Source organism: Vibrio sp. M60_M70 (assembly GCF_037162085.1).
Classification (GTDB): Bacteria; Pseudomonadota; Gammaproteobacteria; order Enterobacterales; family Vibrionaceae; genus Vibrio; species Vibrio diabolicus.
In genome coordinates this window covers 367,986-391,758 of sequence record NZ_JARLUL010000002.1, presented here as the reverse complement: position 1 = coordinate 391,758, position 23,773 = coordinate 367,986, and the positions used below count along the sequence as shown (strand labels likewise).

Genomic DNA, 23,773 nt, shown 5'->3' with positions numbered 1-23,773 from the left:
CCTACCATCTTGTTTTTACGAATCTCTTACGCGCTTGGTCATACGTTTCGTCATCACCCGGTAGCCCATTTTATGATAGAAATCCTCACCTTCATGGTTAAATGACGCCACGGTTAAGCCGATTTCTTCTATTCCTTGAGCACACAAATCACTTTCCATCTTATCCATCAGCGATAAACCTATTCCTAAGTTTCGATGGTTCTCTGCAACAATAAGCTCATTAATAAAACCAACGCGTTTTTCTGGTGAAATCAGCGACTGAACGTTACGAACCGAACCAGAGATAAAACCGACGACTTTTCTTTGCGAACAAGCAATAAAAGCGCTCACGCTCCCATCAAAATACTTTTCGAAGGTGCAATATGATTCTCTTAGTTGTGCCAATTCCTTGGGTGGACGATAGAAGTTCGGTTCAGCTTCATAGTGCGATGTATCGAGTTCAACGAGTAATTGTTTGAGCAAGGGAGCATCTTCTTCCCTCAGCCGCCTGATATAAAACTGCTGCATGTCCTTTCCTTGCCAACTGATCCGATTATTATTTTGTAGCTCTTGCGCACAACTTTAATGAAGAGCCGAAGAAGGAATCACAGTACAAATTTAAACCAAAAGTGTCGAGTTCAACTTACCTTGTTCTCTACAATTTATGCTTATAATTTGAACACATAGCGATTTTACCCGCGTGACGCTTTGCCGCATCAAAACACCACTACATCCCGCCTAGCCATAATATCCGCATAATTTGTCCGTATTTCCGACTAATTTAGTCAGGTATACTTCGTGCCGCTAAAATTTTAAGGTCGTTGACCACCTGTATTTTTAAAGGAAACCTCATGAGTCAGTATGTAGTTTGTGCGCTGTACAAGTTTGTTGAGCTGAATAACTATCAAGAACTACGCGAGCCATTACTTGCGTTGATGGAAAAACACCATATTCGCGGAACATTACTGCTGGCAAGTGAGGGCATCAACGGCACTGTTGCCTCTGATCGTGCAGGTATTGATACGCTACTGGAGTGGCTAAACAACGAGCCTCGTTTGACAGGCACCGTATACAAAGAGTCGTATTCTGAGACCCAGCCATTCAATCGCACCAAAGTAAAATTGAAAAAAGAGATCGTAACATTGGGTGTCGAAGGCATCGACCCTCGCCACGTAGTGGGTACTTACGTGAAACCTCAAGAGTGGAACGATCTTATTGCTGATCCTGAAGTGTTTGTTGTCGATACACGTAATGATTACGAAATCGAGATCGGCACATTCAAAGGCGCTGTAAACCCAAATACTGAAACCTTTCGTGAATTCCCAGACTATGTAAAAGAAAACATGGATCCGGCAAAACACAAGAAAGTCGCGATGTTCTGTACCGGTGGCATCCGCTGTGAGAAATCTACCGCTTACATGAAAGAACAGGGCTTTGATGAGGTCTACCATCTAGAAGGCGGCATTCTTAAATATCTTGAAGAAGTTCCTCAAGAAGAGAGCATGTGGGAAGGTGACTGCTACGTTTTTGATGGCCGTGTTGCAGTAAACCACCAGCTAGAAAAAGCAGATTACGACTTATGTAACGCTTGTCGCCTACCGATCACAGAACAAGACAAACAGTCTGATTTGTTCGAGCAAGGCGTGAGCTGCCCGAAATGTCACGGCACGCACTCAGAAGAGCAAATTGCTCGATTCCGCGAACGTGAAAAACAAATTGTTCTTGCAGAACAACGAGGCGAGCAGCATGTTGGTGGCGAAAGTGCCAAACAAAGAGAAGCTCGACGTGCCGCTAAGTACGCACAAAAAGAAGCTCAGCGTAAACAAGACTAAGCTCGACTCTAATTCTATTTTAAGCGAGCTGCCGTAAGGTGGCTCGCTTTTACTATGCACCAACACTCTTTCAATACAATTTTGTATCTCTCACCAAAACCTCTAGTTGATTGTCTCTTTTGCCTTCGGGTAGCCCCACCATCTCATCATAAGCACTTTGATGTACTAAAACCTGCTTATTTGCTTTGATATTCTTGCACTTCTTTTGCATCTCGATAAGGGAATGAGCCCTCAAAAAGATACCGTTGTCGTCAGTGATGAATTGCGCTTTTCCATCAACTACGACAGATGCTTGATACAATGCGAGATCAAGCGAGTGAATGATCAATTTATCTACGTAGAAGAACTTTTCTAACTTACTCAGTGGTATCGACATGTCTCACCTCCTTGTAAGCAACCTCTACGTTTTAATGAACAAAACCGATCATTAGGTGAGATCTCTTCGGGTCATTTGCGTACAACATCGGAAACAAAGAGGATTCCGATGCAAACAATCAATGTCGTGTGGTTAAAACGAGATTTAAGACTAACTGACCACCAGCCCTTAACACAAGCATTGTCGTCAAAGCACCCAACGGTACTTTTATATATTGTTGAACCGTTGCTGTTAAACAACCCTCACTATTCTGAGCGTCACTGGCGATTTGTTTGGCAATCATTGCAAGACATGAATGAAACGCTCAAAGCCTATGGACACCGCATCACGGTTCTGTTTGGCGATGCCTTAGCATGTTTTCAATCAATTCAAATGCAATATCAAATCAACGCTGTGTTTTCTCATCAGGAAATAGGGCTCAACTGCACCTTTGAGCGCGATAAGCAAATTGCCGACTGGCTGCATGAGCAGAACATCACTTGGTTTGAGTTCGAGCACGGTGCTGTTATTAGAGGAGCAAAAGACCGGCAGGGTTGGGACAAACATTGGGATTTGGTCATGAGAGCCTCCATAAGCCCTCTTGAGCTGCAGACCAACTTGTTGCATTCATTGGATGCAGAATCTCTCGGCTGCGCGTTTTCGCCACCTTCATCCTGGCTATCAAAATGCAAAGGAATGCAAACGGGAGGAAGCCAACTCGCTTGGAAAACACTGGAGGACTTTTTCAATCGTCGAGGTCGTGATTACTATCGAAGCATTTCTAGTCCCACAGCCTCACGTACAGCCTGTACTCGCCTTTCTCCATATCTCGCTTGGGGTAATATATCCTTGCGTGAAGTTTATCAGTACCTATTGAAACACTGGCAAGTTGCTGGGTTTCGTCGCAGCTTAATTGCGTTGTCTTCACGGCTGCATTGGCACTGTCACTTTATGCAGAAATTCGAGTCGGAATACGACATGGAGTTTTACTGTGTTAACCGGGCTTACGAACCGTTGATTAAACAAAGTAGCACTTTCGATGAAGAAAAGTTAGCAGCATGGAAATCCGGGCATACTGGCGTACCTTTGATTGATGCCTGCATGCGCTGTTTGCACCACACTGGTTACATTAACTTTCGCATGCGTGCCATGCTGGTTAGTTTTCTCACTCATCACATGAACACGGATTGGCGAACTGGCGTGACGCATTTAGCGCAACTATTCCTCGACTTTGAGCCTGGTATTCATTACCCACAATTCCAAATGCAAGCCGGGGTAACTGGGACCAATACAATCCGGATTTACAACCCGGTTAAGCAAGCCCAAGAACATGACCCTGATGGCGCGTTCATCTATAAATGGGTGCCTGAATTGCAAATGGTCCCCACCCCACTATTGTTCGAGCCCTGGAAAATGACACATATGGAAACCGTCATGTACCACTTGAAACCGGATAGCCGTTACCTAGCGCCTATTGTCGACCTAAATAGCGCAGCTAAAGACGCAAGGGAGCGTCTATGGGCATGGCGCAAACGGGCCGATGTAAAACAAGAAGGCAAACGAATTTTAACGCGACACGTGAGACCATCGAAAGAAAGCAGGGCTCGTTGATCATCTCTTCATTTAGATGCGTACAAACAAAGACATTCTCTAGGGAAACCGTTGTACCCTCAACTCGTAAGGAACACATTATGTTTAAACGTATCTTGGTTATCACGGCTACATTGATGGCGACTTTATCTTTTATGCTTCCCGTCAAGGCTCATGAGCATGGCATGATGAAGGCTGATATTGTCGACGTTGCCACTGAAAACGGCTCTTTCAATACACTTGTCGCTGCAGTGAAAGCGGCTGATCTAGTCGATACACTCAAAGGAGAAGGCCCATTTACTGTTTTTGCACCAACGGATGACGCTTTTGCAAAACTGCCTGACGGTACAATCGATATGCTCTTAATGCCGGAAAACAAAGACAAGTTAGTATCCATTTTGACTTATCACGTCGTCCCAGGGAAAGTAATGGCTGCCGATGTTGTTAAGCTGGACAAAGCGACTACGGTTCAGGGGCAAGACGTGATGATTAAAACCATGGGTGATAAAGTCATGGTCAACGATGCAAATGTAATGGCAACCGATGTGAAAGCTAAAAACGGCATCATTCATGTTATTGATACCGTCATTATGCCTAAATAAAATGATTCAGAGGGCGGTATATTCCGCCCTTTAAACGGTGCTTCTTCTATCCTTAATCCTGCCCCTTCCCACCTTCGACCCAACAACCAATCACTCATTCACTCCAGCTATAGAAAAGACAAAAACAACATGAAAACCAATACCTTAGAAACAAAACAGCACAATATCAATGAGGTTGGCGTACCGTTACCTTTCAATTTGAGAACATGATTCCATGTCAGTGTCGTTTACTTTTCCACATGTAAATTCTTGAGCTAAATTTTGGCTGCTCAATCACATTTCGGCAAACCACTCGAAAGGGTGGGACGCAAAGCTTCCGGTCTGTCAGCATTCCATCATCAAAAGTAATGCTCATGATAGCGGGGTTGCCATGTTGCAACACTACATTATCCAAAGTATGGATTCATGCAGCGTTGCTTCATGCTCAGCATGCGCCGAGGTGTGACATTAATTTGTCAGCCATAACAGAGGACATGTGATGAAATCCTTCCCAACCAAATCCGTACTTGCATTAGCACTTGCAAGCATTAGCTCAAGTGCTGCGGCTCACGGCTACGTATCAGAAACCAATGATGGTGTCGCTGCAAGTCGCGCGGCACTATGTAAGTATCCAACACCTGATACTAACGAAAAAAATAATAACTGCGGTGCCATTCAATACGAGCCACAAAGTGTTGAAGGTCCTGATGGTTTTCCACAAACAGGGCCTCGCGATGGAAAAATAGCAAGTGCCGAAACCGCTCTAGCTGCCGCTCTTGATGAACAAACTGCCGACCGCTGGGTTAAACGTCCTATTCAATCAGGTACACAGACTTTTGAATGGACATTTACCGCTAACCATGTGACGCGTGACTGGAAATATTACATCACCAAACCTGATTGGAACCCAAATGCCTCACTATCACGCGACTCGTTTGATCTGACTCCTTTCTGTGTAGTCGACGGCAATATGGTTCAACCTCCAAAACAGGTGAGCCATCAATGTAATGTGCCTACGCGAGAGGGGTATCACGTCATTCTGGCGGTATGGGATGTTGGTGACACAGCGGCTTCATTTTATAACGTGATCGATGTGAAATTTGATGGTGACAGTCCAGTCATTCCAGATTGGACGCAAGGCGGTCAAATTATTCCGACGATGGATTTTAATGTTGGAGATTCGGTTTATACACGCGTATTTGATCAGGCGGGTGAAAACATAGCTTATCGAACCGAGCTAGAAATTACCGATGCAGTCATGGGCAAAGCGAAAAACTGGTCTTACGCTCTAGCAACGAAGATCAACCAAGAGCAAACTAAACTGCAAGCTGGACAGTATGCCGAGGATAAATTCACTCCTGTTTATGGTACTAACCCGGTGTACCTGCAAGCTAATAGCGGTCTTGAGCGTGTAGAAATCGGCTACAAGATAGAAACTCCCGCTCCAGAGTACTCACTCACAGTAGATGGCTTAACAGACGAGTATATCATTGAGTCAACACCGACAACGTTGGAGCTGACACTCACTGCTGAAGGCAATTTAAACGCAGAACTCACCGTGTACAATCACCACCGTGAGCCACTTGCAAGCTGGGCAGACGAAATGAAAGACGGCTCGGTGGAGGCTGTATCGCTCGCTTTAAGCAAATCAGAGCCTGGTCACCATATGCTCGTGACTCGTATTAAAGACAAAGATGGTAACTTGGTGGATCAGCAAACGCTCGACTTTCACTTAAAAGAAGAGTCAGTAACGCCACCACCATCTGGCGAGTACGATTTTGTCTTCCCTGAAGGGCTATCTAGCTACACGGCGGGCACAAAAGTGCTTGCAAGCGACGGTGCCATTTACCAATGTAAACCCTTCCCATACTCTGGTTACTGTGTACAGTGGAAAGAAAGCGCAAACCAATACGAACCAGGAACAGGTTCACACTGGGAAATGGCTTGGGATAAAGTCAACCAAATCGCCCTTTGAACGTTAAGTAAAAAGAGCCTCGCTATGAGGCTCTTTCATTATCAAACGCAAAAATGGCAGTTTTCCCGATCTAAACCATGAACACCTGACAAATTAGCCAAATGAGCCCGCCCTTCAATCAGCCCCATTTCATAACCTTCCAATAGAACGTTTTGTCGCATTGATAAGCGCTGAACAGGAAAATTATCTGGTGGTGCAATCACTCTGACATGCGTTCCCGGTGGAGGGTTACGAATAAATTCCAACGATTGATTGTAGTTATCTGCACGTCTTAACATCGCGTCCGCCATTTTAGGATGTTCGGCAAATAACTTCTTCATCAGCCATGTGGTTTTTACTGGCTTCTTGGCATAATTTAGCGGGTGAGAAAGCACAACGGTTATGTCTCGAGCTCCGCGACGATAAGCCTCACGCACCGGGATGGAATCTGCCACCCCGCCATCGGTATAGCAGCCTCCAGAAAAGCAAGGGGTATGCTTGTATGCAATGGGTAACGCTGTTGTCGCTTCAATCGCATGGTGAAAATTATCACGCGTCACGCGATAATAATCTGCCTGTCCTGTATCTACATTCGTCGTCGCTGCCAGAAAAGGAATGCCATTAAACAGTTTATTTTCATCGACGGGATACAAACGATTAGACTCTTCAAACAGCCACTTCACATCAATGAGGTCCCCACCTTTAACGAATCGAGTCGGATCAAAAAAGCGTTTACTCGTTGCCAGCTTAGTAATGACATTAATGCTGCGATGCGGATAGTCGGTCAAATAACCAATCAAGTTTGATGCGCCAGCAGATACACCGATGGCAAAGTCAAACGGTTTATAACTTTGCTCTAAAAACGCATCTAGCACTCCGCTTGCGAAGACACCTCGCATCGCGCCACCTTCCACTACAATTGCTTTTGTTGCCATATTTCCCCCATTATTCTTGCCAAAAGAGTAATGAAATTCGTGCAATCAAAACAATTGAATATTCTTATTATTGAAATAGGTGAAGTCTATTTATTTCTTAGAAAGTGAAAACTAAAGTTCAAAAAATCCACACCAGCTAGAAATGTAGGTGTGGATTTAGACGAGATGGAGACGCCTATGAGAAAACAGTTTTATAGGCTTCGCCCGCGCCATCAATAAACATTTGAGTACCAATAACCGCTAGGATTAAGCCCATCATTTTCGTCACGACGTTCAGAGCACTCGGTCCAACTGCTTTGACCAATTTGTCTCCAAATAAAAACAGTATATAGGTAATAACACACAACACAGCAAAAGAAACGATGGTAATAATGGTTTGATCAAAACCACCCGCCGTAGCAAAGTTCATCGCGGTAGCAATCGTTCCAGGCCCTGCTAATATCGGCATTGCAAGTGGAGAAACGGCAATGCTCAACGCCGCCTGCTGCTGCGCTGGAGAATACGCTTTCTCTTTAGTTTTCTGATGCGTCGAATCACCTTGAAGCATATTAAAACCGATCAAAAACACCAAGATACCGCCCGTTATTCGCAAGGCGTACAGCGTGATACCAAACAAATCAAAAATTAATTTACCGGCGATCGAAAATATCGCAATGATGACAAATGCAATAAAAACCGAACGAAGCGCCATGGAACGTACGGTTTCCCTATCCTCATCAGCCGTTAAACTCAAAAAGATAGGAATATTGGCGATGGGGTTCATGATCGCAAAGAAGCCCATAAACACCGTGACTGTATGAACGATGAGTTCTTTCATATTTTCCACTGCAGTTAAATTGTTGATTCTAAAAACAGTATATACGCTCTCAAGCAGAACGAGTGATGTATTCTCTATTCATCTTCACACTTATGCGCTAAGCATTGTTTTTCTTTTGAGATAGTTTACCGACTCATCAAATATCGCTAAGGTGAGGCTTCAGCCTTTACATGTAACAGGGGATGTTAAGTCACCATGAACAGTACGATACAAACAATTCTCAATCACCGCTCAATTCGAAAGTTCACCTCACAACCTATTGAAAGCGAACAATTAGAAACGATTCTACAAGCTGGCCTTGCGGCGTCTTCATCAAGTATGTTGCAAGTCGTCTCAATTATCCGCGTGACTGATAAAGAAAAGCGTACGCTATTGGCACAATTTGCGGGGAATCAAGGGTACGTTGAAAGCGCTGCTGAGTTTTTGGTGTTTTGCATTGATTACCAGCGCCACGCCACTATCAATCCTGATGTTCAAGCTGATTTCACCGAGTTAACACTTATCGGTGCTGTTGATTCTGGCATCATGGCCCAAAACTGCTTACTTGCGGCAGAGTCTATGGGACTAGGAGGCGTGTATATTGGTGGCTTACGAAACAATGCTCAAAAAGTCGACGAGTTACTAGGCTTACCTAAAAATACAGCCATTTTATTTGGTATGTGTCTTGGTCATCCAGATCAAGCCCCTGAAGTTAAGCCACGTCTACCTGCTCATGTCGTGGTGCATGAGAATCAGTATCAAGACCTAAATTTGGATGATATTCAGGCTTATGACCAAACCATGCAAAACTACTATGCAAACCGTTCGAGCAATCAAAAACAAAGCACTTGGTCACAAGAAGTCACCAGTAAACTAGCTGGCGAATCACGTCCGCACATCCTTCCGTATTTGAATGGGAAGGGGTTAGCGAAGAAGTGACCATGTCGAAAGACAACAAAACAAAAACGAGACATGAGTCACATTGTTGATAATCCTATTTAATACAACGAGGTAATTAGTCGGTAGATTTTCTTGGTTGTATTTTAGAAAGAAAACACTACATATAGAGCTAATAAACAAAATTTGAGCTAATTGAACAAGTTTTTTATCCGCAATATGAAATCTTGTAAGTGAAAACATAAAAATACGATATTTATCTGGACACTTGCTGCATTACTGTCTATTGCTCTAATCATTGAAATTCATTAGAGTTCATGCCTCCAGATGCAATCAATCTCTTATTGAGCACTTTATAAATAGAAGAAAGTGGTGCTTATAAGGTTATGTTGTGAAGTCTTTTCTGGAAAAGAATGTTGCTACCAGCAACTCGCTCTTTACGTCAGATGAATGAAAAAACATGAATTTCAAACATAAAAAGCTAGCTAGTTTAGTGCTCTCCTCAGTACTTCTTTCTGGATGTACTGTACCCGGTAGTCACCTTTCCACAGATGGAAAAAACTTCGTCGAAGACAGCAATGTTAGTCGCACTTCTGATTTCAATGTTTTTCCACTTACACTTGATAAAGTATCTCAACTTAAAAGTTTGGAGATAGAAGCCAAATCCAACCCTGATCTCAGATCGCCAACTTAGCGCTTATGAGTATGAGGTTGGCCCTGGAGATATACTAAACATTACTATTTGGGATCACCCAGAACTAACTATTCCTGCTGGTTCTTATCGCAGCTCCGCTGAAGCGGGTAACTGGGTACATGCTGATGGTACTATCTTCTATCCATATATAGGTATTGTTGAAGTTGCGGGTAAAAACGTTCGTCAAATTCGTGCAGATATTTCTCGCCGATTAGCAAAGTACATAGAAAGTCCTCAAGTGGATGTCAGCGTCGCCGCTTTTCGTTCGAAAAAATCCTACATAACTGGTGAGGTAAATAATCCGGGACAACAACCAATCACCAATATCCCACTCACCTTGTTAGATGCAATTAACCGTGCAGGTGGATTAGCCGAAAACGCCGACTGGAAAAATGTAACACTGACAAGAAACGGCATAGTTGAAAACATATCTCTTTATGCGCTGATGCAAGAAGGCGACCTCACTGAAAATAGGCTACTCCAACCAGGTGATATCATCCATGTGCCAAGAAATGATTCACAAAAGGTTTTCGTTATGGGTGAAGTTAACGACCCTAAACTACTGAAAATAGATCGCGCTGGCATGAGCCTTACGGAAGCTCTGAGCAACGTTGGCGGTATTAACCAAATATCAGCGGATGCGACAGGTGTATTCGTGATTAGGAGGTCACAAGACGCTGGTTCACTGGGCGACATATATCAACTTGATGTCTCCGATGCGGCAGCGCTCGTTATTGGTACTGAATTTGCTCTCAAACCGTATGACATTGTTTATGTCACTGCGGCGCCTATCAGTCGTTGGAATCGCGTTATTGCACAGCTAGTACCTACCATCTCAGGCTTCAATGAACTTACAGAAGGCGTCCTTCGAGTCAGGACTTGGCCATAGAAAAAGCATTCTGAATGACTTGTTTGAACACAAACAAGTCATTCAAACGTTGTCTATAAGAAGGAGCAAAACATGTTTTCGAACATTCTTGTCGTGTGTGTAGGTAATATTTGTCGCTCCCCCACAGGAGAGCGGTTACTACAGCAACTACTCCCAGATAAACAGATTTCTTCGGCGGGTATTGCCGTAGAAAAAAGTCGCCTAACCGGAAAACCAGCAGATGAAACCGCCAGACTTGTCGCGTCAGAACGTGGTATCTACCTGCTAGACCACAAAGCACAGCAGCTAACCGCTCAGTTGTGCGCAAAGCAAGACCTAATATTGGTGATGGAACAAGGTCATATCGATGCTTTGACGGAGCTGGTACCGGAGGCTAGAGGTAAAGCAATGTTATTTGGTCACTGGATAGGTTCCGTGGATATTCCAGATCCATACAGACAGAGTAGAGAAGCCTTTGAGCATGCATTATCTCTGATTGAAAATGCTGCTCATGCATGGGCAAAAAAATATAAATTCAGATCACTTGGCGAAATAAAAAATAATGGCTAACCAAACAATACAATCATCTGCTCTTGCTGATGATGAGATCGACCTAGGCAAGCTCTTCGGCATATTGATAGACGCGAAATGGTTTATCATCAGCATTACACTCTTTTTTGCAACATTAGGTATCGCGGTCGCGTTGCTATCAACTCCGATTTACAAAGCCGACGCGTTAATACAAATCGAAAAGAAGAGTTCAGGTGGTATCTCGGCGATGGTCGGTGACATGGGAGAACTCTTTTCTGCCGAATCATCTGCAACTACAGAAATTGAAATAATTAAATCGAGAATGATTCTTGGCGATACCGTTGATAAGTTTAACTTAACAACCATTGCCACTCCTGATTACTTACCTTTTGTTGGTAAAGGTCTAGCACGAATCAACGGTACTCAAAACTACATTTCTTTGACCACGTTTGAAGTACCTCGAACGGCTAGAGGATTATCTCATAAACTGATTGCTACAGACATCGAGAAAGGTCAATTCAGCTTGATGCTTGAAGACCAAATGGTACTTTCTGGTTCAGTTGGTCAACTAATTGAGATGAATGGCTACCGTGTAAAAGTGAACCAGCTCAATGCTCAAAATGAAGATACTTTTACAATAAGTAAAATAAGCAAGTTAGATGCTATCAACAAGTTAGCCTCACAACTTTCTATTTCAGAGAGAGGTAGCCAAACAGGTATTGTATCTCTAAGTATTGAAGGTGAATACCCAGACCACAATCAGCTTGTTTTAAATGATGTTGTTCAAAACTATTTTTTGCAGAATGTTAGAAGAAACTCAGCTGAAGCTGAGCAGAGCCTCAACTTCCTTAAAGGTCATTTACCCGAGATTAAGGACAAGCTAACTATTTCAGAAGATACATTGAACAGTTTTAGACAAGAAAACGAATCTATCGATTTAAATCTCGAAGCACAATCTACTCTAAAAGTGATGGTGGCACTTGAAGCCCAACTTAATGAGCTAACATTTAAAGAAAGTGAAATCAGTCAAAAATTCACCCAAGACCACCCAGCTTATAAATCACTGTTGGACAAACGTCAGACCTTACTGCAAGAGAAAGAGCGTCTTAACAAACAAGTTCAAAAACTGCCAAAAACACAGCGCGAAGTCTTGCGTATGACTCGTGATGTCGAAGTAAACCAGCAAATCTACATCCAACTTTTGAATAAAGTTCAAGAGCTAAATATCATAAAAGCTGGCACCGTAGGTAATGTACGTATTATTGACAATGCACAATCTTACGCCGTTCCTATTAAGCCGAAAAAACCTTTGATTGTAGTTTTGGCTACTCTTCTAGGAGGCATGGTAGCTGTCGCATTTGTTCTGGTAAAAACCGCGTTTCATCGTGGAGTGACTTCTCCTGATGTAATTGAGCAAACTGGAATATCTGTATATGCAAGTGTTCCAAAATCGGCACAACAATTGGAAGTTGCGAACAAGCTAAAACGTAAAAACAACAAAGACTTACTTCTTTTAGCAAATGCCAATCCAGCAGATCTTTCAATTGAAGCACTACGTGGACTTCGAACCAGCTTACACTTCGCAATGTTGGAAGCCAAAAACAATGTATTAATGATTTCAGGCCCAGCTCCTTCCATTGGTAAGACGTTCGTATCAACCAACTTTGCTGCTGTTGCGGCTAAAACGGGTCAAAAAGTCCTTTTGGTGGATGCTGACATGCGAAAAGGTTATTTACAGCAATGTTTTGGCCTCACAGCAGAGCAAGGGTTATCTGACTTACTAAGTGGAAAAATTGATCGAGCAACCGCAATCAAGCCAAGTCAAGTTGAAAACTTGGATGTGGTTACTCGTGGTCAAGTACCACCAAATCCATCAGAGCTTTTGATGCATCCACGATTTGTTGAATTTGTAGAACAAGTATCAAAAGAATACGATCTAGTCATCATCGATACACCGCCTGTACTTGCAGTAACGGATCCAAGCATCGTTGGTGCACTTGCTGGCACCACGTTGATGGTAGCTCGCTTCGACCAAACGACATTGAAAGAAATTGAGGTAGCACGTGGTCGCTTCGAGCAATCAGGTGTAGAAGTTAAAGGTGTGATTCTCAATGCGGTTGAGAAAAAAGCATCTAACTCATACGGCTATGGATACGGCTACTACAACTACGCGTACAAAAGCGAATCATGAGTTAATCTAGATCGCTAATTTGACCAAATATGACAAAGCCCTGCTAGAAACAGCAGGGCTTTTTCTATTGCACTCTTGATTGCTTGTACGTCAACAAACTGAGCGAGACAAAGAATATTGGGTCACTCCAACCAAAACCGACAAATACTCCTGTAATGCCGGCATAGGTAGTAATCACTGCCCCTAACCCATTAGTAATCAATAATGCTTTAAACAGCTGTTTCGCAGTCTTACCAGATTCCACATCACGTAACATCAAACTCACCGCAGCGATTCCACCTAAAAAGATCGACGTATGTTGCGATAAAAACAGCGCGTATTGGTTGTTAATTTGTACGGCATACATCGGCCACATCATGGTTGGTACAAAAAACAACGCAAAAGCGAATACCGTATATATGACACCATGAACGGTTAGAAAAGTGCGGTTGGTCATCATCTCCTTATCCTCCAGTAGGCCCTTGATTGATCGTCGTTAACGGCACATTGATATCGAAGATTTGACCTCGTACTTCGACTACGCCCATTTTTCGTAAGCGTGCGGCATGCATTTCGAGATAAGCTTGCGCCGTGGCTTCATCTTCAAAAAGATAGATACCACCACCGAGTTTGTCTTTTTCGCTTTCCGTCCAAATTTTCCAAATCATGCCCGGCTCTTGGTTAATCGACTTAGCTAAGTCGACCAAAGCATTCGACATCTCTTCACCAAACGGACCATGAAATTCAAAATCAACTTGCAATAATTTCGCCATCTTGAGTCTCCTCTTCTTACTGACTCGCTTTTGATGACAAGATTATTACCTTTATAAAACTGACAAAAAAGTTCATAATTTTGCCATTAACTGTCTAAAAAATTGACTCATGAGACTAGGGCGTGTTGATCTTTCGTGAGTGTTTTTTGAACAGCATGGTAAAGAGTTATAATTTGCTTCGCCAAAAGTAAAACTATAACCAATACCATGCCAAGAACAATGCTAACTGATATTCGCTGGGAACTGCTACTCCAAGTTATGAAAAGTACAGGTCGTATTTACGATAAAACTGAACATCGAATGACATTTGAAGGAATACTTTATCGAATGAGAACAGGTGTTCCTTGGCGAGATCTCCCCTCTGAGTTCGGAGAGTGGAGTAGCGTTTACAGACGATTTAATCTTTGGTCAAAGAAAGGGGTTTTAGATAAACTTTTCAAAAGCTTATCTAGTATGGCTGATTTTGAATGGGTCTTTCTTGATGGCTCTATAGTTCGAGCGCATCAGCATAGTACAGGTGCAGCGACTGAAAGCTCAGAGCAAATAGGAAAAAGTCGCGGGGGCAACTCAACCAAAATTCACTTAGCCGTGGATAGTGGCGGCCTGCCGATTTGCTTTGATTTATCAGAAGGACAACGCCACGATATAGTACATGCCGAAAGCTTAGTTGAGCAACTCGATGAAGTTAATACCATCGTTTGTGATAAAGGATATGACAGCGAACCTTTCCGTACTTTTGTTAAGGAACGTGGCGGAGAAACGGTAATTGCTAAACGCAATTACGGACAAGATATAGACAAAGACAGCATGGATTGGTGTCTATATAAGTATCGTCACTTGGTCGAAAATGCCTTTGGGAGAATTAAGCATTATCGAGCTATTTCAAGTAGATATGACAAGCTAGAAAGGAATTATGCCAGCATGTTATCGCTGGCATTCATGTTAATGTGGCTACCGATGTATTGTTGATCACGAAATGTACAGCAAAGATCAACACGCCCTAAAAACGACCTTAGAACAATGGCAAACGCTACAAGCGATTGATCAAGAAGGCAGCATTCAATCCGCAGCTTTGCTGCTCAACAAGAGCCATACCACATTGATCTACTCGGTGAGGAAGCTAGAAGACCAACTTGGTATTCAACTTATCGAAGTACGAGGGCGCAAAGCAGGTTTGACTGAGCACGGTAAAACCATACTGCGTCGTGCACAATCCATGCTTGAACAAGCGCGGGAACTGGAAGTCATCAGCGAGCAGTTAAAAAGTGGTGTGGAATCTCAAATCACGGTCGCAGTAGATCATCTTTGTGACCCTTGTTGGCTTTATGCACCACTCAGTCAATTTTTGGAAGACAACAACACGACCTCCGTTCAAGTGGTTGAAACGTCACTGAGCAAAACAACCGAAATGGTCGTAAATGAGCTCGCTGACATCGCAATCATCAACTTACCGATAACCAACTACCCTGCCGAAGCATTTGGCGTAACAACCATGCTGCCTGTAATCGCAGCACACCATCCACTCGCTAAAAAGCCGCATGTTTCCATCGACGATTTTGCAACCACCAGCCAAATTGTCATCCGTGACTTAGGCGATTCAGACAAAACGAAAAGAGATGTGGGTTGGTTACGCGCACGTCAGCGTATTACCGTCGATAACTTCGACCACGCTTTTCACGCCGTAGAGCAAGGCGCTGGATTTTGTCGGCTACCAGCGCACTTAGTCGCAGGCCGCAAGAGCGATAAAATTAAAGTATTGGAGATCGAACACTCCCATCAATATCAGGTTGCGCTGCACCTCACTTTGCCCAAAGGAGCCAAAAGCGGTCCTGCGACTCAAGCGCTTTATCGTACTTTACTCAAAAGTGTAGAAACTCGAGCCTAGCTACAGTGGTATTGAGTTGAATCGCTAGTGTTATCGCCTATTGATTCTACCTAAATATAGAGAAACGGCCATTTTGTGACGCTACACTCTCACAAAAGGTTGCACGGAGGATAGCGACCACCTAATATCAGTCTGCTCACGCCTAAAGCCCCCAACACTCGCGGAAAGAACTTGGTTCACGGCAACTCTTCCACCCTGCTCTGTATAGCAGGAACAATCTGTTTTTACCTTCTTTTTAGCTTCTATTTAGGCGAGTGTGGAAGAGATAAGAAAGGTGAAAAATGAACTCTACAAATAGCTTCTTAATCAACATTAACCAACAAAAATCCGTTGCTAAAAAAAGGCTCAAAGCTATACGTCAACACGATGATGAGATGTTGGATCGAGTTAAGCGATTTCACTCCAAACCAGAATCATTAGCTCCCAATACAATTCAATTAGCTGACGTTCAACATTCGCTAGCCAGAGAATTAGGTTTACCAAGTTGGAGTAAATTAAAAGCGCATGTCGAAGAGTTAGAAGCTCACAAAGACGCCATCAAAAATCACTTCCCTCCTCTTGATAGCGAGCTAAAAACGCTCCATGTCCGCTGTGGGCATGATATTCAGCAACGGCTTAAAGACAGCGGATTCGAGGGAACATTTTTAGCCCTAATAGATCCGCTTTGTATTGGCCCCATACCAGCAACACCACAAAACTTCCTTGCCATTCGTGCCCAATATGTCGTAGAGACTCTGCTGCCCGTGATGAAGCGTGAAGATTCAGTGCAAGATATTGTCAAATTTGAGCAAGCTAATATTGATACGCTGCTCAGTGATACATTTGAACGAATCGTCTTTTGGGTCGAACATGACAGCTATGACCAATTAATGCTGCTTCGTGCCCTAACCTTGTTAGAGAATGTAGAAAACAAGGTGATAGAGATCATTGAGTTGAACCAGTTCCCTGGCACTGAGCGATTCATCGGTTTGGGGCAGTTGCCTAAAGAGGCTATTCGCGCTTGTTGGCAATACCGTAAACCCGTGACAGCCAAATTATTCAGTCAGGCTAAACATTCCTGGCACGCTGTCACATCACCGACACCCATCTCTATGGTTAATTTGATCGAGCAGCATGATCTAGATTGCTTACCCAATATGCTCAACGTGCTAATACGCCATATGCAAGAGTTACCTCATTCACAAACAGGATTAAGCTTGACTCAGCAGATTGCATTAGAGGTCCTAAGTTCTCAAAATCGTTCAATTCTCATCAAAGATTGGTTTGAGCAATATCAACAACGTGAACCTCTACCTTACCTGGGCGATGTGATGTTTTACGCCTTACTCCTCCCTCTAGCACAATGTCAAACGCCTTTAATCACGATTGAGTCACGTGAAAGGGACTGGTGGGAACAGAGCGTCCATATCACTGAGGCTGGTCAGCATTGTTTGGAAGGCTTCATGCTAGCGAAGCAATGCTATTGGGTTGGGGGTATTAGCAATACCAATCAGAATTATTGGAGTTGGGATCACCTCCAATTATCTACATTGACCAACCTTCATTAATTCAGCGGATAAATAACATAAGCAGGGGCATAGACGGCTCGTTAGCCCCTTGTGTTCAGCCCAATACAAAAACAATCAAAAAGAGACGGCTTCTAGCCTGAATAAAATCTAGATAGTTATGCAAGAGCAACACTCCTTAAAGGTAATATGCACTCCATTTACTACCAAAAATAAATGTAAACACTCCTTCTTATCGGTTGTATGTTCGATAAAAGTGTTAAAATACAAACTTTTCGACCAGTCAAATAGTTAAGATTTGGTTAAAACTCTATTTTTATTAGTGATAAAGTTCACATCTATTAACCATTTAGAGGATTATTCTTTCGTATTTTCTCACTCCACTGCTACTCTGCTCGCCGCTTTGAAGTGAACTCAAGGTGCATAACTATAAGGAGTGTTCTCATGAATACCAAGAAACCGATGTCGCTAACCAGCCGCGTAATTTTGGGTATGGTAGCGGGTATCTTGACAGGATTTGCAATTCGCACACTTTTTGCCGGCAACGGATTTGTCGACGCATACATTGTTAATGGATTATTTGAAGTTGGTGGACAGATCTTCGTCGCCAGCTTAAAAATGCTCGTAGTCCCTCTAGTGTTTGTTTCACTAGTTTGTGGTACTAGCTCCCTCAAAGACCTTTCTACACTGGGTCGCATGGGTGGTAAAACCCTCGCTTTCTACGTTACAACAACGGCTATCGCGATTACGCTTGCTCTAACTATGGGTACTCTGTTCCAGCCAGGTGCTGGCGCTGACCTAACCGCAGCAAGTTCATTCAAATCAGCAGAAGCACCATCTTTGGGTCAGGTGATCATCGATATGTTCCCAACCAACCCTATCAGTGCGATGGCTGAAGGTAAAACCCTGCAAGTTATTGTGTTCGCAGTGCTATTTGGTATCGCGATCAGCGCAGCAGGCAAACCTGGTGAACGTATTGCAGCGTTCTTCTCTGATCTGAATGAAGTAATCATGAAACTGGTTGCGATTTTGATGAACTTGGCGCCTTATGGTGTGTTCTTCTTAATGGCGAAGCTATTTACTGGTCTTGGTCTGGGCGCAATCGTCAATTTGGCAGAGTACTTCTTAGTACTGGCGGGTACGCTTGTCCTGCACGGCCTAGTCACTTACAGCTTAATGTTAAAAGGTTTCACTGGTCTAAATCCAATTACGTTCCTACGTAAGATGGAAGACGCGATCATGTTTGCTTTCTCGACCGCATCATCAAACGCGACGATTCCAGTGACAATGGAAACGGCTAAGCACCGTATGGGGGTTGAGAACCGCGTATCATCGTTCACAGTACCACTTGGTGCAACCGTGAACATGGACGGTACGGCGATCATGCAAGGTGTAGCAACCGCCTTTATTGCTCAAGCCTTCAATATTGATTTAACTATGGGCGATTACCTCATGGTAATCATGACAGCTACATTGGCATCTATCGGTACTGCGGGTGTCCCTGGTGTTGGTCTTGTAATGCTAGCCATGGTATTGAATCAAGTTGGTCTGCCTCTTGAAGGTATCGCGCTCATCATGGGTGTTGACCGTCTTCTTGATATGATTCGTACCGCGGTAAACATCACTGGTGACAGTGCAGTAACCGTCATTGTCGCAAAATCAGAAGGCGCATTGGATGAAGCTCGCTTCAACGATCCAATGGCAGGCGTAGCCGAAGAAGAAGTGCACCTGAAACGTGCTGACGCCTAAATCGTTCTACGATTACCATTCTGAAATTATATAGTCCTGTCTAAAAGAAAGCCCCGATGGAAACATCGGGGCTTTTGTTTTCTCCGCGTCTAGAAACGCTCTTTCTAATCCGCCATCGAATTCAATTTTTCTCTGGCTCGTTCTTCGTGTTCTTCAGTAATGGCATTGCCGACTGAGTTAGCGGCTAAGGTAAGCGCTGCCATGTCATCGGTAAAGCCGACGCCTGCTAACACATCTGGCACCATATCGGTGGGTAATACGAAGTAAGCTAATGCGCCACCTAAAATCGCCTTATGGCGAACGGCGGTGTTGGAATCTGTCATCGCGAGCCATGATTTTATGCCCATAACGGCAATTTCTTCACCCGCTTTCTTAACCGACCCTTTCATTTTGCGCCAGAATGTTTTCTCATCTGGCGCTTGCATCGTTTGATCTTTGGCGTCTTTCGGCGCCGACTTTACAGACATTGTTGTGCTCATCGTTGCCTCCGAAATTTATGACTGTGGCCAACATATTAATAAATCGAACCTGAACGCAAGATTAATAACAAGAAATGATAGTAAAGTGAAACAAAAACACAGATAGAAAAATCCCCAAACCGAAGTCTGGGGATCGTGATGTTGGGAACTAAGTTGTCGAGTTCGCTACTGAGCTATCTTCTCCAGTACACGCATCAGCATTTTGATACGTGGTTCGATAGACTCAAGCAACAAGTACTCTTGGTCACTGTGGAAACCTGCACCGATAGGTCCTATACCATCCAAAGTTGGAACGCCAAGAATTGCCGTATTGTTTGCATCAGAGCCGCCACCCACTTCTTTCCAGTTGATATCGATAGCCAGTTCACTTGCTGCTTCTTCAACTAATGCCATCAGACTTTCAGTTTGCGCGCTTGGCACCATAGAAGGTTTGTAAGCTTCACGAACCAACTCGATGCTAACGCCATCAACAAATGGTGTTTCCAGCATGCCGTTTAGCTTGCTATCGACATCATCGTATTCTTCATTACTCCAGAAACGCACATCCACGATCGCTTCAGCGTGCTCAGGGACGATGTTTGCGCCGTTACCGCCAGACACAATACCCACGTTTAATGTGGTGCCAGATTCGAAGTTCGTCATAGCATTGATTGCTAGAATCCAGTTCGCCATCTCGGTAATTGCACTGCGGCCATTTTCTGGCTCGTTGCCAGCGTGCGCCGCCACGCCGTTAAACGTAATTTTGTAACGCGCCATGCCTTTGCGCGCTTTGACTAAACCGCCGTCTGCACGTGCTGCTTCTGCCACCAATACGTTCTTCGCATTTTTTGCAACAGATTGAATCCAGTCGACCGAATCTAACGATCCGGTTTCTTCGTCTGGGTTCATGCAGATACAAATCGACAGTTTATCCAACACCGCTTGGTCGAGGTTACGCATCGCGTACACAATATTCAGCAAGCCAGATTTCATGTCCGAGACACCCGGACCGTACGCTTTTTCAGCGTCTTGAGACATAGGACGTAACTCTGCGGTGCCGACAGGGAACACTGTATCCATGTGACCAATCAGCATCACGTCAACTTGCTCAGCCTCAGGCTTGTTTCGAACTTCAAGACCGATACCCGCTCTGCCACAGTCGATGCGTTTTACGCTCCAACCTGACATCGCTTGGTACTTCTCTTCAAATTGAGAAGCGATGAACTCAATGCCATCAGTGGTGTACGTACCACAATCGACATTAATGAGAGGACGAAGTTCTTCGAGATATTCATTGAGAGAAAACTGCATGATTGCCCCCTAAACAAACAAGTTCATGACTAGCATTGCGCCAAATGCGTTCAATACGGAAATCGCAATCATGATTGGGATATAACGACCTTCAGTACCGATAGGTCCCATAATTCGACCCATGTACTGAACCTGTGAGCCCATTAGGTAAATTGCAGGCGCAAGAATCGCAATGTGCGTTCCGTTCAAGATGCCTTGGTCAAACAATGTGATAACCACGCCAACTGCGCCGCCCATCGACATCCAAGCACCAATCAGCACCGCAGCCGCTTCACCTGGCAAACCAAAAACTGCCATTACTGGAGAAAATACCGAGCCCATCAAATCCAACGCGCCAGTAATCTGCAACGCTTTAATGATGACAAACGCCATAAGAACGTTAGGCACAGTTGATGTTGTCGCAATAACCCAGCCTTTTTTAGCGCCTTCAACGAAAATATCTGTCACCATCGGCTTACTTACTTTTACGTCACTCATTACGCCGTCTCCTCTTTTAAGTTCTCAGATTTGTTTTGATCTTGCTTGTCTTCTTTACCTTCTGTGATGTTTAGGTAGATACGGAATAAGTTCGCGCCCACAATTTTAAACAAGAACATCACCACAACCGCCAAACCAATAGAAGACGTTACGGCAAGCGAACCATCCGCCATCGTCAGCGTAAACAGCACCGCCCCTGAGGAAAAAAGTTAACAATGGTGGCACCAGCGGTGAACTGGAACATAGTGAACACATCGGTTTCGCGTTTGGTAAGATGGCCTTCATCTTTAAGCTGACGAGTCATCGCCGCACCTGCATCGGTACTTTGCAGCGAAGCGATAAGAGCCAAACCAGAGTTACCTGGGATGCCCATTAGAGGACGTAGAAGAGGAGTAAGAAGCTTACGAGCTGCTTCAAGCGCACCATAGTGCTCAAGTACATTGATCATACCCAGTGCAAACATAACGGTAGGAATCAAAGTAAGTGCAAAAATGAAACCGTCACGTGCACCGCTACCACCAGTACCACGAAGCGACGTTGTTGCAACTTGCACACCGTCAGCCGTTTCGGTGACACCATAAGCCACCTTGCCGAAAGAGCCATTCAACGTGGTGAAATCAAATACGCCATACCATTCGTTCGATTGCATGAGACCAGAAAAGAAGACGACCGCAAACGCCAGTGCAACGTAGCACCCCAGCGTAACCTTGCGCTCGGTTTGAACAGGATTTTTCATAACATTACCTACACATGTGGGACAGGACACATATGTTCACTCGAATAATGTGCTAGAGAGATGATCAAAATCAATCCGCCTGCCGAACATTCTAGGGCGTGTTGATCTTTGCTGTACATTTCGTGATCAACAATACATCGGTAGCCACATTAACATGAATGCCAGCGATAACATGCTGGCATAATTCCTTTCTAGCTTGTCATATCTACTTGAAATAGCTCGATAATGCTTAATTCTCCCAAAGGCATTTTCGACCAAGTGACGATACTTATATAGACACCAATCCATGCTGTCTTTGTCTATATCTTGTCCGTAATTGCGTTTAGCAATTACCGTTTCTCCGCCACGTTCCTTAACAAAAGTACGGAAAGGTTCGCTGTCATATCCTTTATCACAAACGATGGTATTAACTTCATCGAGTTGCTCAACTAAGCTTTCGGCATGTACTATATCGTGGCGTTGTCCTTCTGATAAATCAAAGCAAATCGGCAGGCCGCCACTATCCACGGCTAAGTGAATTTTGGTTGAGTTGCCCCCGCGACTTTTTCCTATTTGCTCTGAGCTTTCAGTCGCTGCACCTGTACTATGCTGATGCGCTCGAACTATAGAGCCATCAAGAAAGACCCATTCAAAATCAGCCATACTAGATAAGCTTTTGAAAAGTTTATCTAAAACCCCTTTCTTTGACCAAAGATTAAATCGTCTGTAAACGCTACTCCACTCTCCGAACTCAGAGGGGAGATCTCGCCAAGGAACACCTGTTCTCATTCGATAAAGTATTCCTTCAAATGTCATTCGATGTTCAGTTTTATCGTAAATACGACCTGTACTTTTCATAACTTGGAGTAGCAGTTCCCAGCGAATATCAGTTAGCATTGTTCTTGGCATGGTATTGGTTATAGTTTTACTTTTGGCGAAGCAAATTATAACTCTTTACCATGCTGTTCAAAAAACACTCACGAAAGATCAACACGCCCTAGCGACTCAGTTATGAAGTTTTGTTTTATGATTTTAATCACATTTGAAAGATAATAAAAATTTGTGCTAACAATTAGGTATATTAATCTATATCGATACCTCAGGACTTCTTCATCAATCCGACTAATGATTCCAACGAATATTGCTTTCTACAACATTCATGACGTACTTCATACTTTGGCATTGAGGCGATATCGATTAACTCGAAAGTAACATTCCATAATGAAATTTAGGTTAGGATTATCCGGTCATATGCAAACGGCATAAACCAGAATCAACAGGACTAGGCAGCCCATTGTTACGCTCACAACCTAAAATAGCCAAGTGGACACTCGCCCTCGTGTTTTGGGTGGTGATGGTATGTTTAAGCCAAAACTCCGGCTTCTCGAAAAGCTGCCCTAAGGCTCACCAAATACAGAGTCAGCAAGATGAAAGTGTGAATTTATCACCATCTTGCGACCTTTCAGAGAAACTGGTTCAAGCGTACCAACACCAGTTGGACCATATTCTTATTCCATTTTTTCTGTTTGCTTTGATTGTGGCGCTGCCGATGGCATCCACAGCAATTCGTTATCTGGAATACACAGAACCGATACCGGAAAAGTGTCGGGTTCACCTAAAACTTTGCGTGTTTAGAGAATAAACCTAGCAAGGCGAAAGACCTTATCGCCTGACTTTTGTACGTATTTTATTCACTTCACATAACAAACAACGAAATC

Annotated in this window: 22 protein-coding genes, 2 pseudogenes and 1 riboswitch; of the genes and pseudogenes, 13 read left to right on the top strand and 11 right to left on the bottom strand. The window is 43.7% G+C overall.

Annotated features, from left to right (window positions below):
* Positions 1–15 precede the first annotated feature (15 nt).
* Complete coding sequence (locus P4S59_RS17510; RefSeq protein WP_048625423.1) at positions 16–507, bottom strand: GNAT family N-acetyltransferase; 492 nt, start codon at positions 505–507, stop codon at positions 16–18.
* A gap of 323 nt (positions 508–830) precedes the next feature.
* Between P4S59_RS17510 and trhO the strand changes: the two genes are divergently transcribed.
* Positions 831–1,811, top strand: a complete 981-nt coding sequence (trhO, locus tag P4S59_RS17505) for an oxygen-dependent tRNA uridine(34) hydroxylase TrhO (RefSeq protein WP_258643734.1) — start codon at positions 831–833, stop codon at positions 1,809–1,811.
* 70 nt (positions 1,812–1,881) lie between these two features.
* Here the strand turns inward: trhO and P4S59_RS17500 are convergent, their stop codons facing one another.
* Positions 1,882–2,187, bottom strand: a complete 306-nt coding sequence (locus P4S59_RS17500) for a DUF6482 family protein (RefSeq protein WP_006740792.1) — start codon at positions 2,185–2,187, stop codon at positions 1,882–1,884.
* A gap of 108 nt (positions 2,188–2,295) precedes the next feature.
* Here P4S59_RS17500 and P4S59_RS17495 point away from each other — a divergent pair, with 108 nt between their 5' ends.
* The 3 genes from P4S59_RS17495 (at position 2,296) to gbpA (ending at position 6,312) form a co-directional block, all read left to right on the top strand.
* Positions 2,296–3,777, top strand: coding sequence for a cryptochrome/deoxyribodipyrimidine photo-lyase family protein (locus P4S59_RS17495; protein ID WP_337168766.1), 1,482 nt, complete (start codon positions 2,296–2,298; stop codon positions 3,775–3,777).
* 80 nt (positions 3,778–3,857) lie between these two features.
* On the top strand, positions 3,858–4,358 hold the full coding sequence (locus P4S59_RS17490) for a fasciclin domain-containing protein (RefSeq protein WP_145533874.1): 501 nt from the start codon (positions 3,858–3,860) through the stop codon (positions 4,356–4,358).
* Between the two features lie 272 nt (positions 4,359–4,630).
* A riboswitch (cyclic di-GMP riboswitch) is annotated at positions 4,631–4,731 on the top strand.
* A 105-nt stretch (positions 4,732–4,836) separates the two neighbouring features.
* Positions 4,837–6,312, top strand: coding sequence for an N-acetylglucosamine-binding protein GbpA (gene gbpA / locus P4S59_RS17485; RefSeq protein WP_337168765.1), 1,476 nt, complete (start codon positions 4,837–4,839; stop codon positions 6,310–6,312).
* A 41-nt stretch (positions 6,313–6,353) separates the two neighbouring features.
* On the opposite strand, the gene P4S59_RS17480 is transcribed toward gbpA, so the two are convergent.
* Together P4S59_RS17480 and P4S59_RS17475 are read right to left on the bottom strand one after the other, a co-directional pair.
* Positions 6,354–7,226, bottom strand: a complete 873-nt coding sequence (locus tag P4S59_RS17480) for a patatin-like phospholipase family protein (protein ID WP_048625429.1) — start codon at positions 7,224–7,226, stop codon at positions 6,354–6,356.
* A gap of 175 nt (positions 7,227–7,401) precedes the next feature.
* Positions 7,402–8,043, bottom strand: coding sequence for a MarC family protein (locus P4S59_RS17475; protein WP_046875716.1), 642 nt, complete (start codon positions 8,041–8,043; stop codon positions 7,402–7,404).
* Between the two features lie 195 nt (positions 8,044–8,238).
* Here P4S59_RS17475 and nfsA point away from each other — a divergent pair, with 195 nt between their 5' ends.
* From nfsA to P4S59_RS17455, 4 genes and pseudogenes are all read left to right on the top strand, one after another.
* Entirely contained in the window at positions 8,239–8,961 is a 723-nt protein-coding gene (gene nfsA / locus P4S59_RS17470) for an oxygen-insensitive NADPH nitroreductase (RefSeq protein ID WP_337168764.1), read from the top strand.
* Between the two features lie 418 nt (positions 8,962–9,379).
* Positions 9,380–10,502 (top strand): annotated as a pseudogene (locus P4S59_RS17465) (polysaccharide export protein).
* Between the two features lie 72 nt (positions 10,503–10,574).
* A complete protein-coding gene (locus P4S59_RS17460) occupies positions 10,575–11,051 on the top strand; it encodes a low molecular weight protein-tyrosine-phosphatase (protein WP_031830954.1) in 477 nt (158 codons plus the stop codon).
* On the top strand, positions 11,044–13,203 hold the full coding sequence (locus P4S59_RS17455; protein ID WP_024701002.1) for a polysaccharide biosynthesis tyrosine autokinase: 2,160 nt from the start codon (positions 11,044–11,046) through the stop codon (positions 13,201–13,203). Before P4S59_RS17460 ends, P4S59_RS17455 begins: the two co-directional genes overlap by 8 nt.
* A gap of 64 nt (positions 13,204–13,267) precedes the next feature.
* Here P4S59_RS17455 and P4S59_RS17450 read toward each other — a convergent pair whose 3' ends face one another.
* Both P4S59_RS17450 and P4S59_RS17445 read right to left on the bottom strand, forming a co-directional pair.
* A complete protein-coding gene (locus P4S59_RS17450) occupies positions 13,268–13,639 on the bottom strand; it encodes a hypothetical protein (protein WP_337169195.1) in 372 nt (123 codons plus the stop codon).
* 7 nt (positions 13,640–13,646) lie between these two features.
* On the bottom strand, positions 13,647–13,955 hold the full coding sequence (locus P4S59_RS17445) for a monooxygenase (protein ID WP_042764473.1): 309 nt from the start codon (positions 13,953–13,955) through the stop codon (positions 13,647–13,649).
* Between the two features lie 207 nt (positions 13,956–14,162).
* Between P4S59_RS17445 and P4S59_RS17440 the strand changes: the two genes are divergently transcribed.
* The 4 genes from P4S59_RS17440 (at position 14,163) to P4S59_RS17425 (ending at position 19,094) form a co-directional block, all read left to right on the top strand.
* Positions 14,163–14,924, top strand: a complete 762-nt coding sequence (locus tag P4S59_RS17440; RefSeq protein ID WP_110176700.1) for an IS5 family transposase — start codon at positions 14,163–14,165, stop codon at positions 14,922–14,924.
* Between the two features lie 7 nt (positions 14,925–14,931).
* The gene (locus tag P4S59_RS17435; RefSeq protein WP_337168763.1) at positions 14,932–15,840 is read left to right on the top strand and encodes a LysR family transcriptional regulator; all 909 of its coding nucleotides are present in this window, start codon (positions 14,932–14,934) and stop codon (positions 15,838–15,840) included.
* Positions 15,841–16,121: 281 nt separating this feature from the next.
* Positions 16,122–17,387: a DUF1835 domain-containing protein gene (locus P4S59_RS17430; protein ID WP_114322748.1), complete on the top strand. Its 1,266-nt coding sequence runs from the start codon at positions 16,122–16,124 to the stop codon at positions 17,385–17,387.
* Positions 17,388–17,789: 402 nt separating this feature from the next.
* Complete coding sequence (locus P4S59_RS17425) at positions 17,790–19,094, top strand: dicarboxylate/amino acid:cation symporter (protein WP_005397791.1); 1,305 nt, start codon at positions 17,790–17,792, stop codon at positions 19,092–19,094.
* Positions 19,095–19,198: 104 nt separating this feature from the next.
* Here P4S59_RS17425 and P4S59_RS17420 read toward each other — a convergent pair whose 3' ends face one another.
* From P4S59_RS17420 to P4S59_RS17400, 5 genes and pseudogenes are all read right to left on the bottom strand, one after another.
* Entirely contained in the window at positions 19,199–19,573 is a 375-nt protein-coding gene (locus tag P4S59_RS17420) for a YkvA family protein (RefSeq protein ID WP_074190348.1), read from the bottom strand.
* A gap of 165 nt (positions 19,574–19,738) precedes the next feature.
* Positions 19,739–20,863, bottom strand: a complete 1,125-nt coding sequence (locus tag P4S59_RS17415; RefSeq protein ID WP_337168762.1) for a M20 family metallopeptidase — start codon at positions 20,861–20,863, stop codon at positions 19,739–19,741.
* 9 nt (positions 20,864–20,872) lie between these two features.
* Complete coding sequence (locus P4S59_RS17410; protein ID WP_005458317.1) at positions 20,873–21,340, bottom strand: YjiG family protein; 468 nt, start codon at positions 21,338–21,340, stop codon at positions 20,873–20,875.
* Positions 21,340–22,076: pseudogene (locus tag P4S59_RS17405) on the bottom strand (nucleoside recognition domain-containing protein). The gene P4S59_RS17410 and the pseudogene P4S59_RS17405 overlap by 1 nt, the downstream one beginning before the upstream one ends.
* Positions 22,077–22,202: 126 nt before the next feature.
* A complete protein-coding gene (locus P4S59_RS17400; protein WP_110176700.1) occupies positions 22,203–22,964 on the bottom strand; it encodes an IS5 family transposase in 762 nt (253 codons plus the stop codon).
* A 445-nt stretch (positions 22,965–23,409) separates the two neighbouring features.
* Here P4S59_RS17400 and P4S59_RS17395 point away from each other — a divergent pair, with 445 nt between their 5' ends.
* Positions 23,410–23,697 carry a hypothetical protein gene (locus P4S59_RS17395; protein ID WP_182034891.1) on the top strand — a complete coding sequence of 96 codons (288 nt, stop codon included), beginning with the start codon at positions 23,410–23,412 and terminating at the stop codon, positions 23,695–23,697.
* Positions 23,698–23,773: the final 76 nt, after the last annotated feature.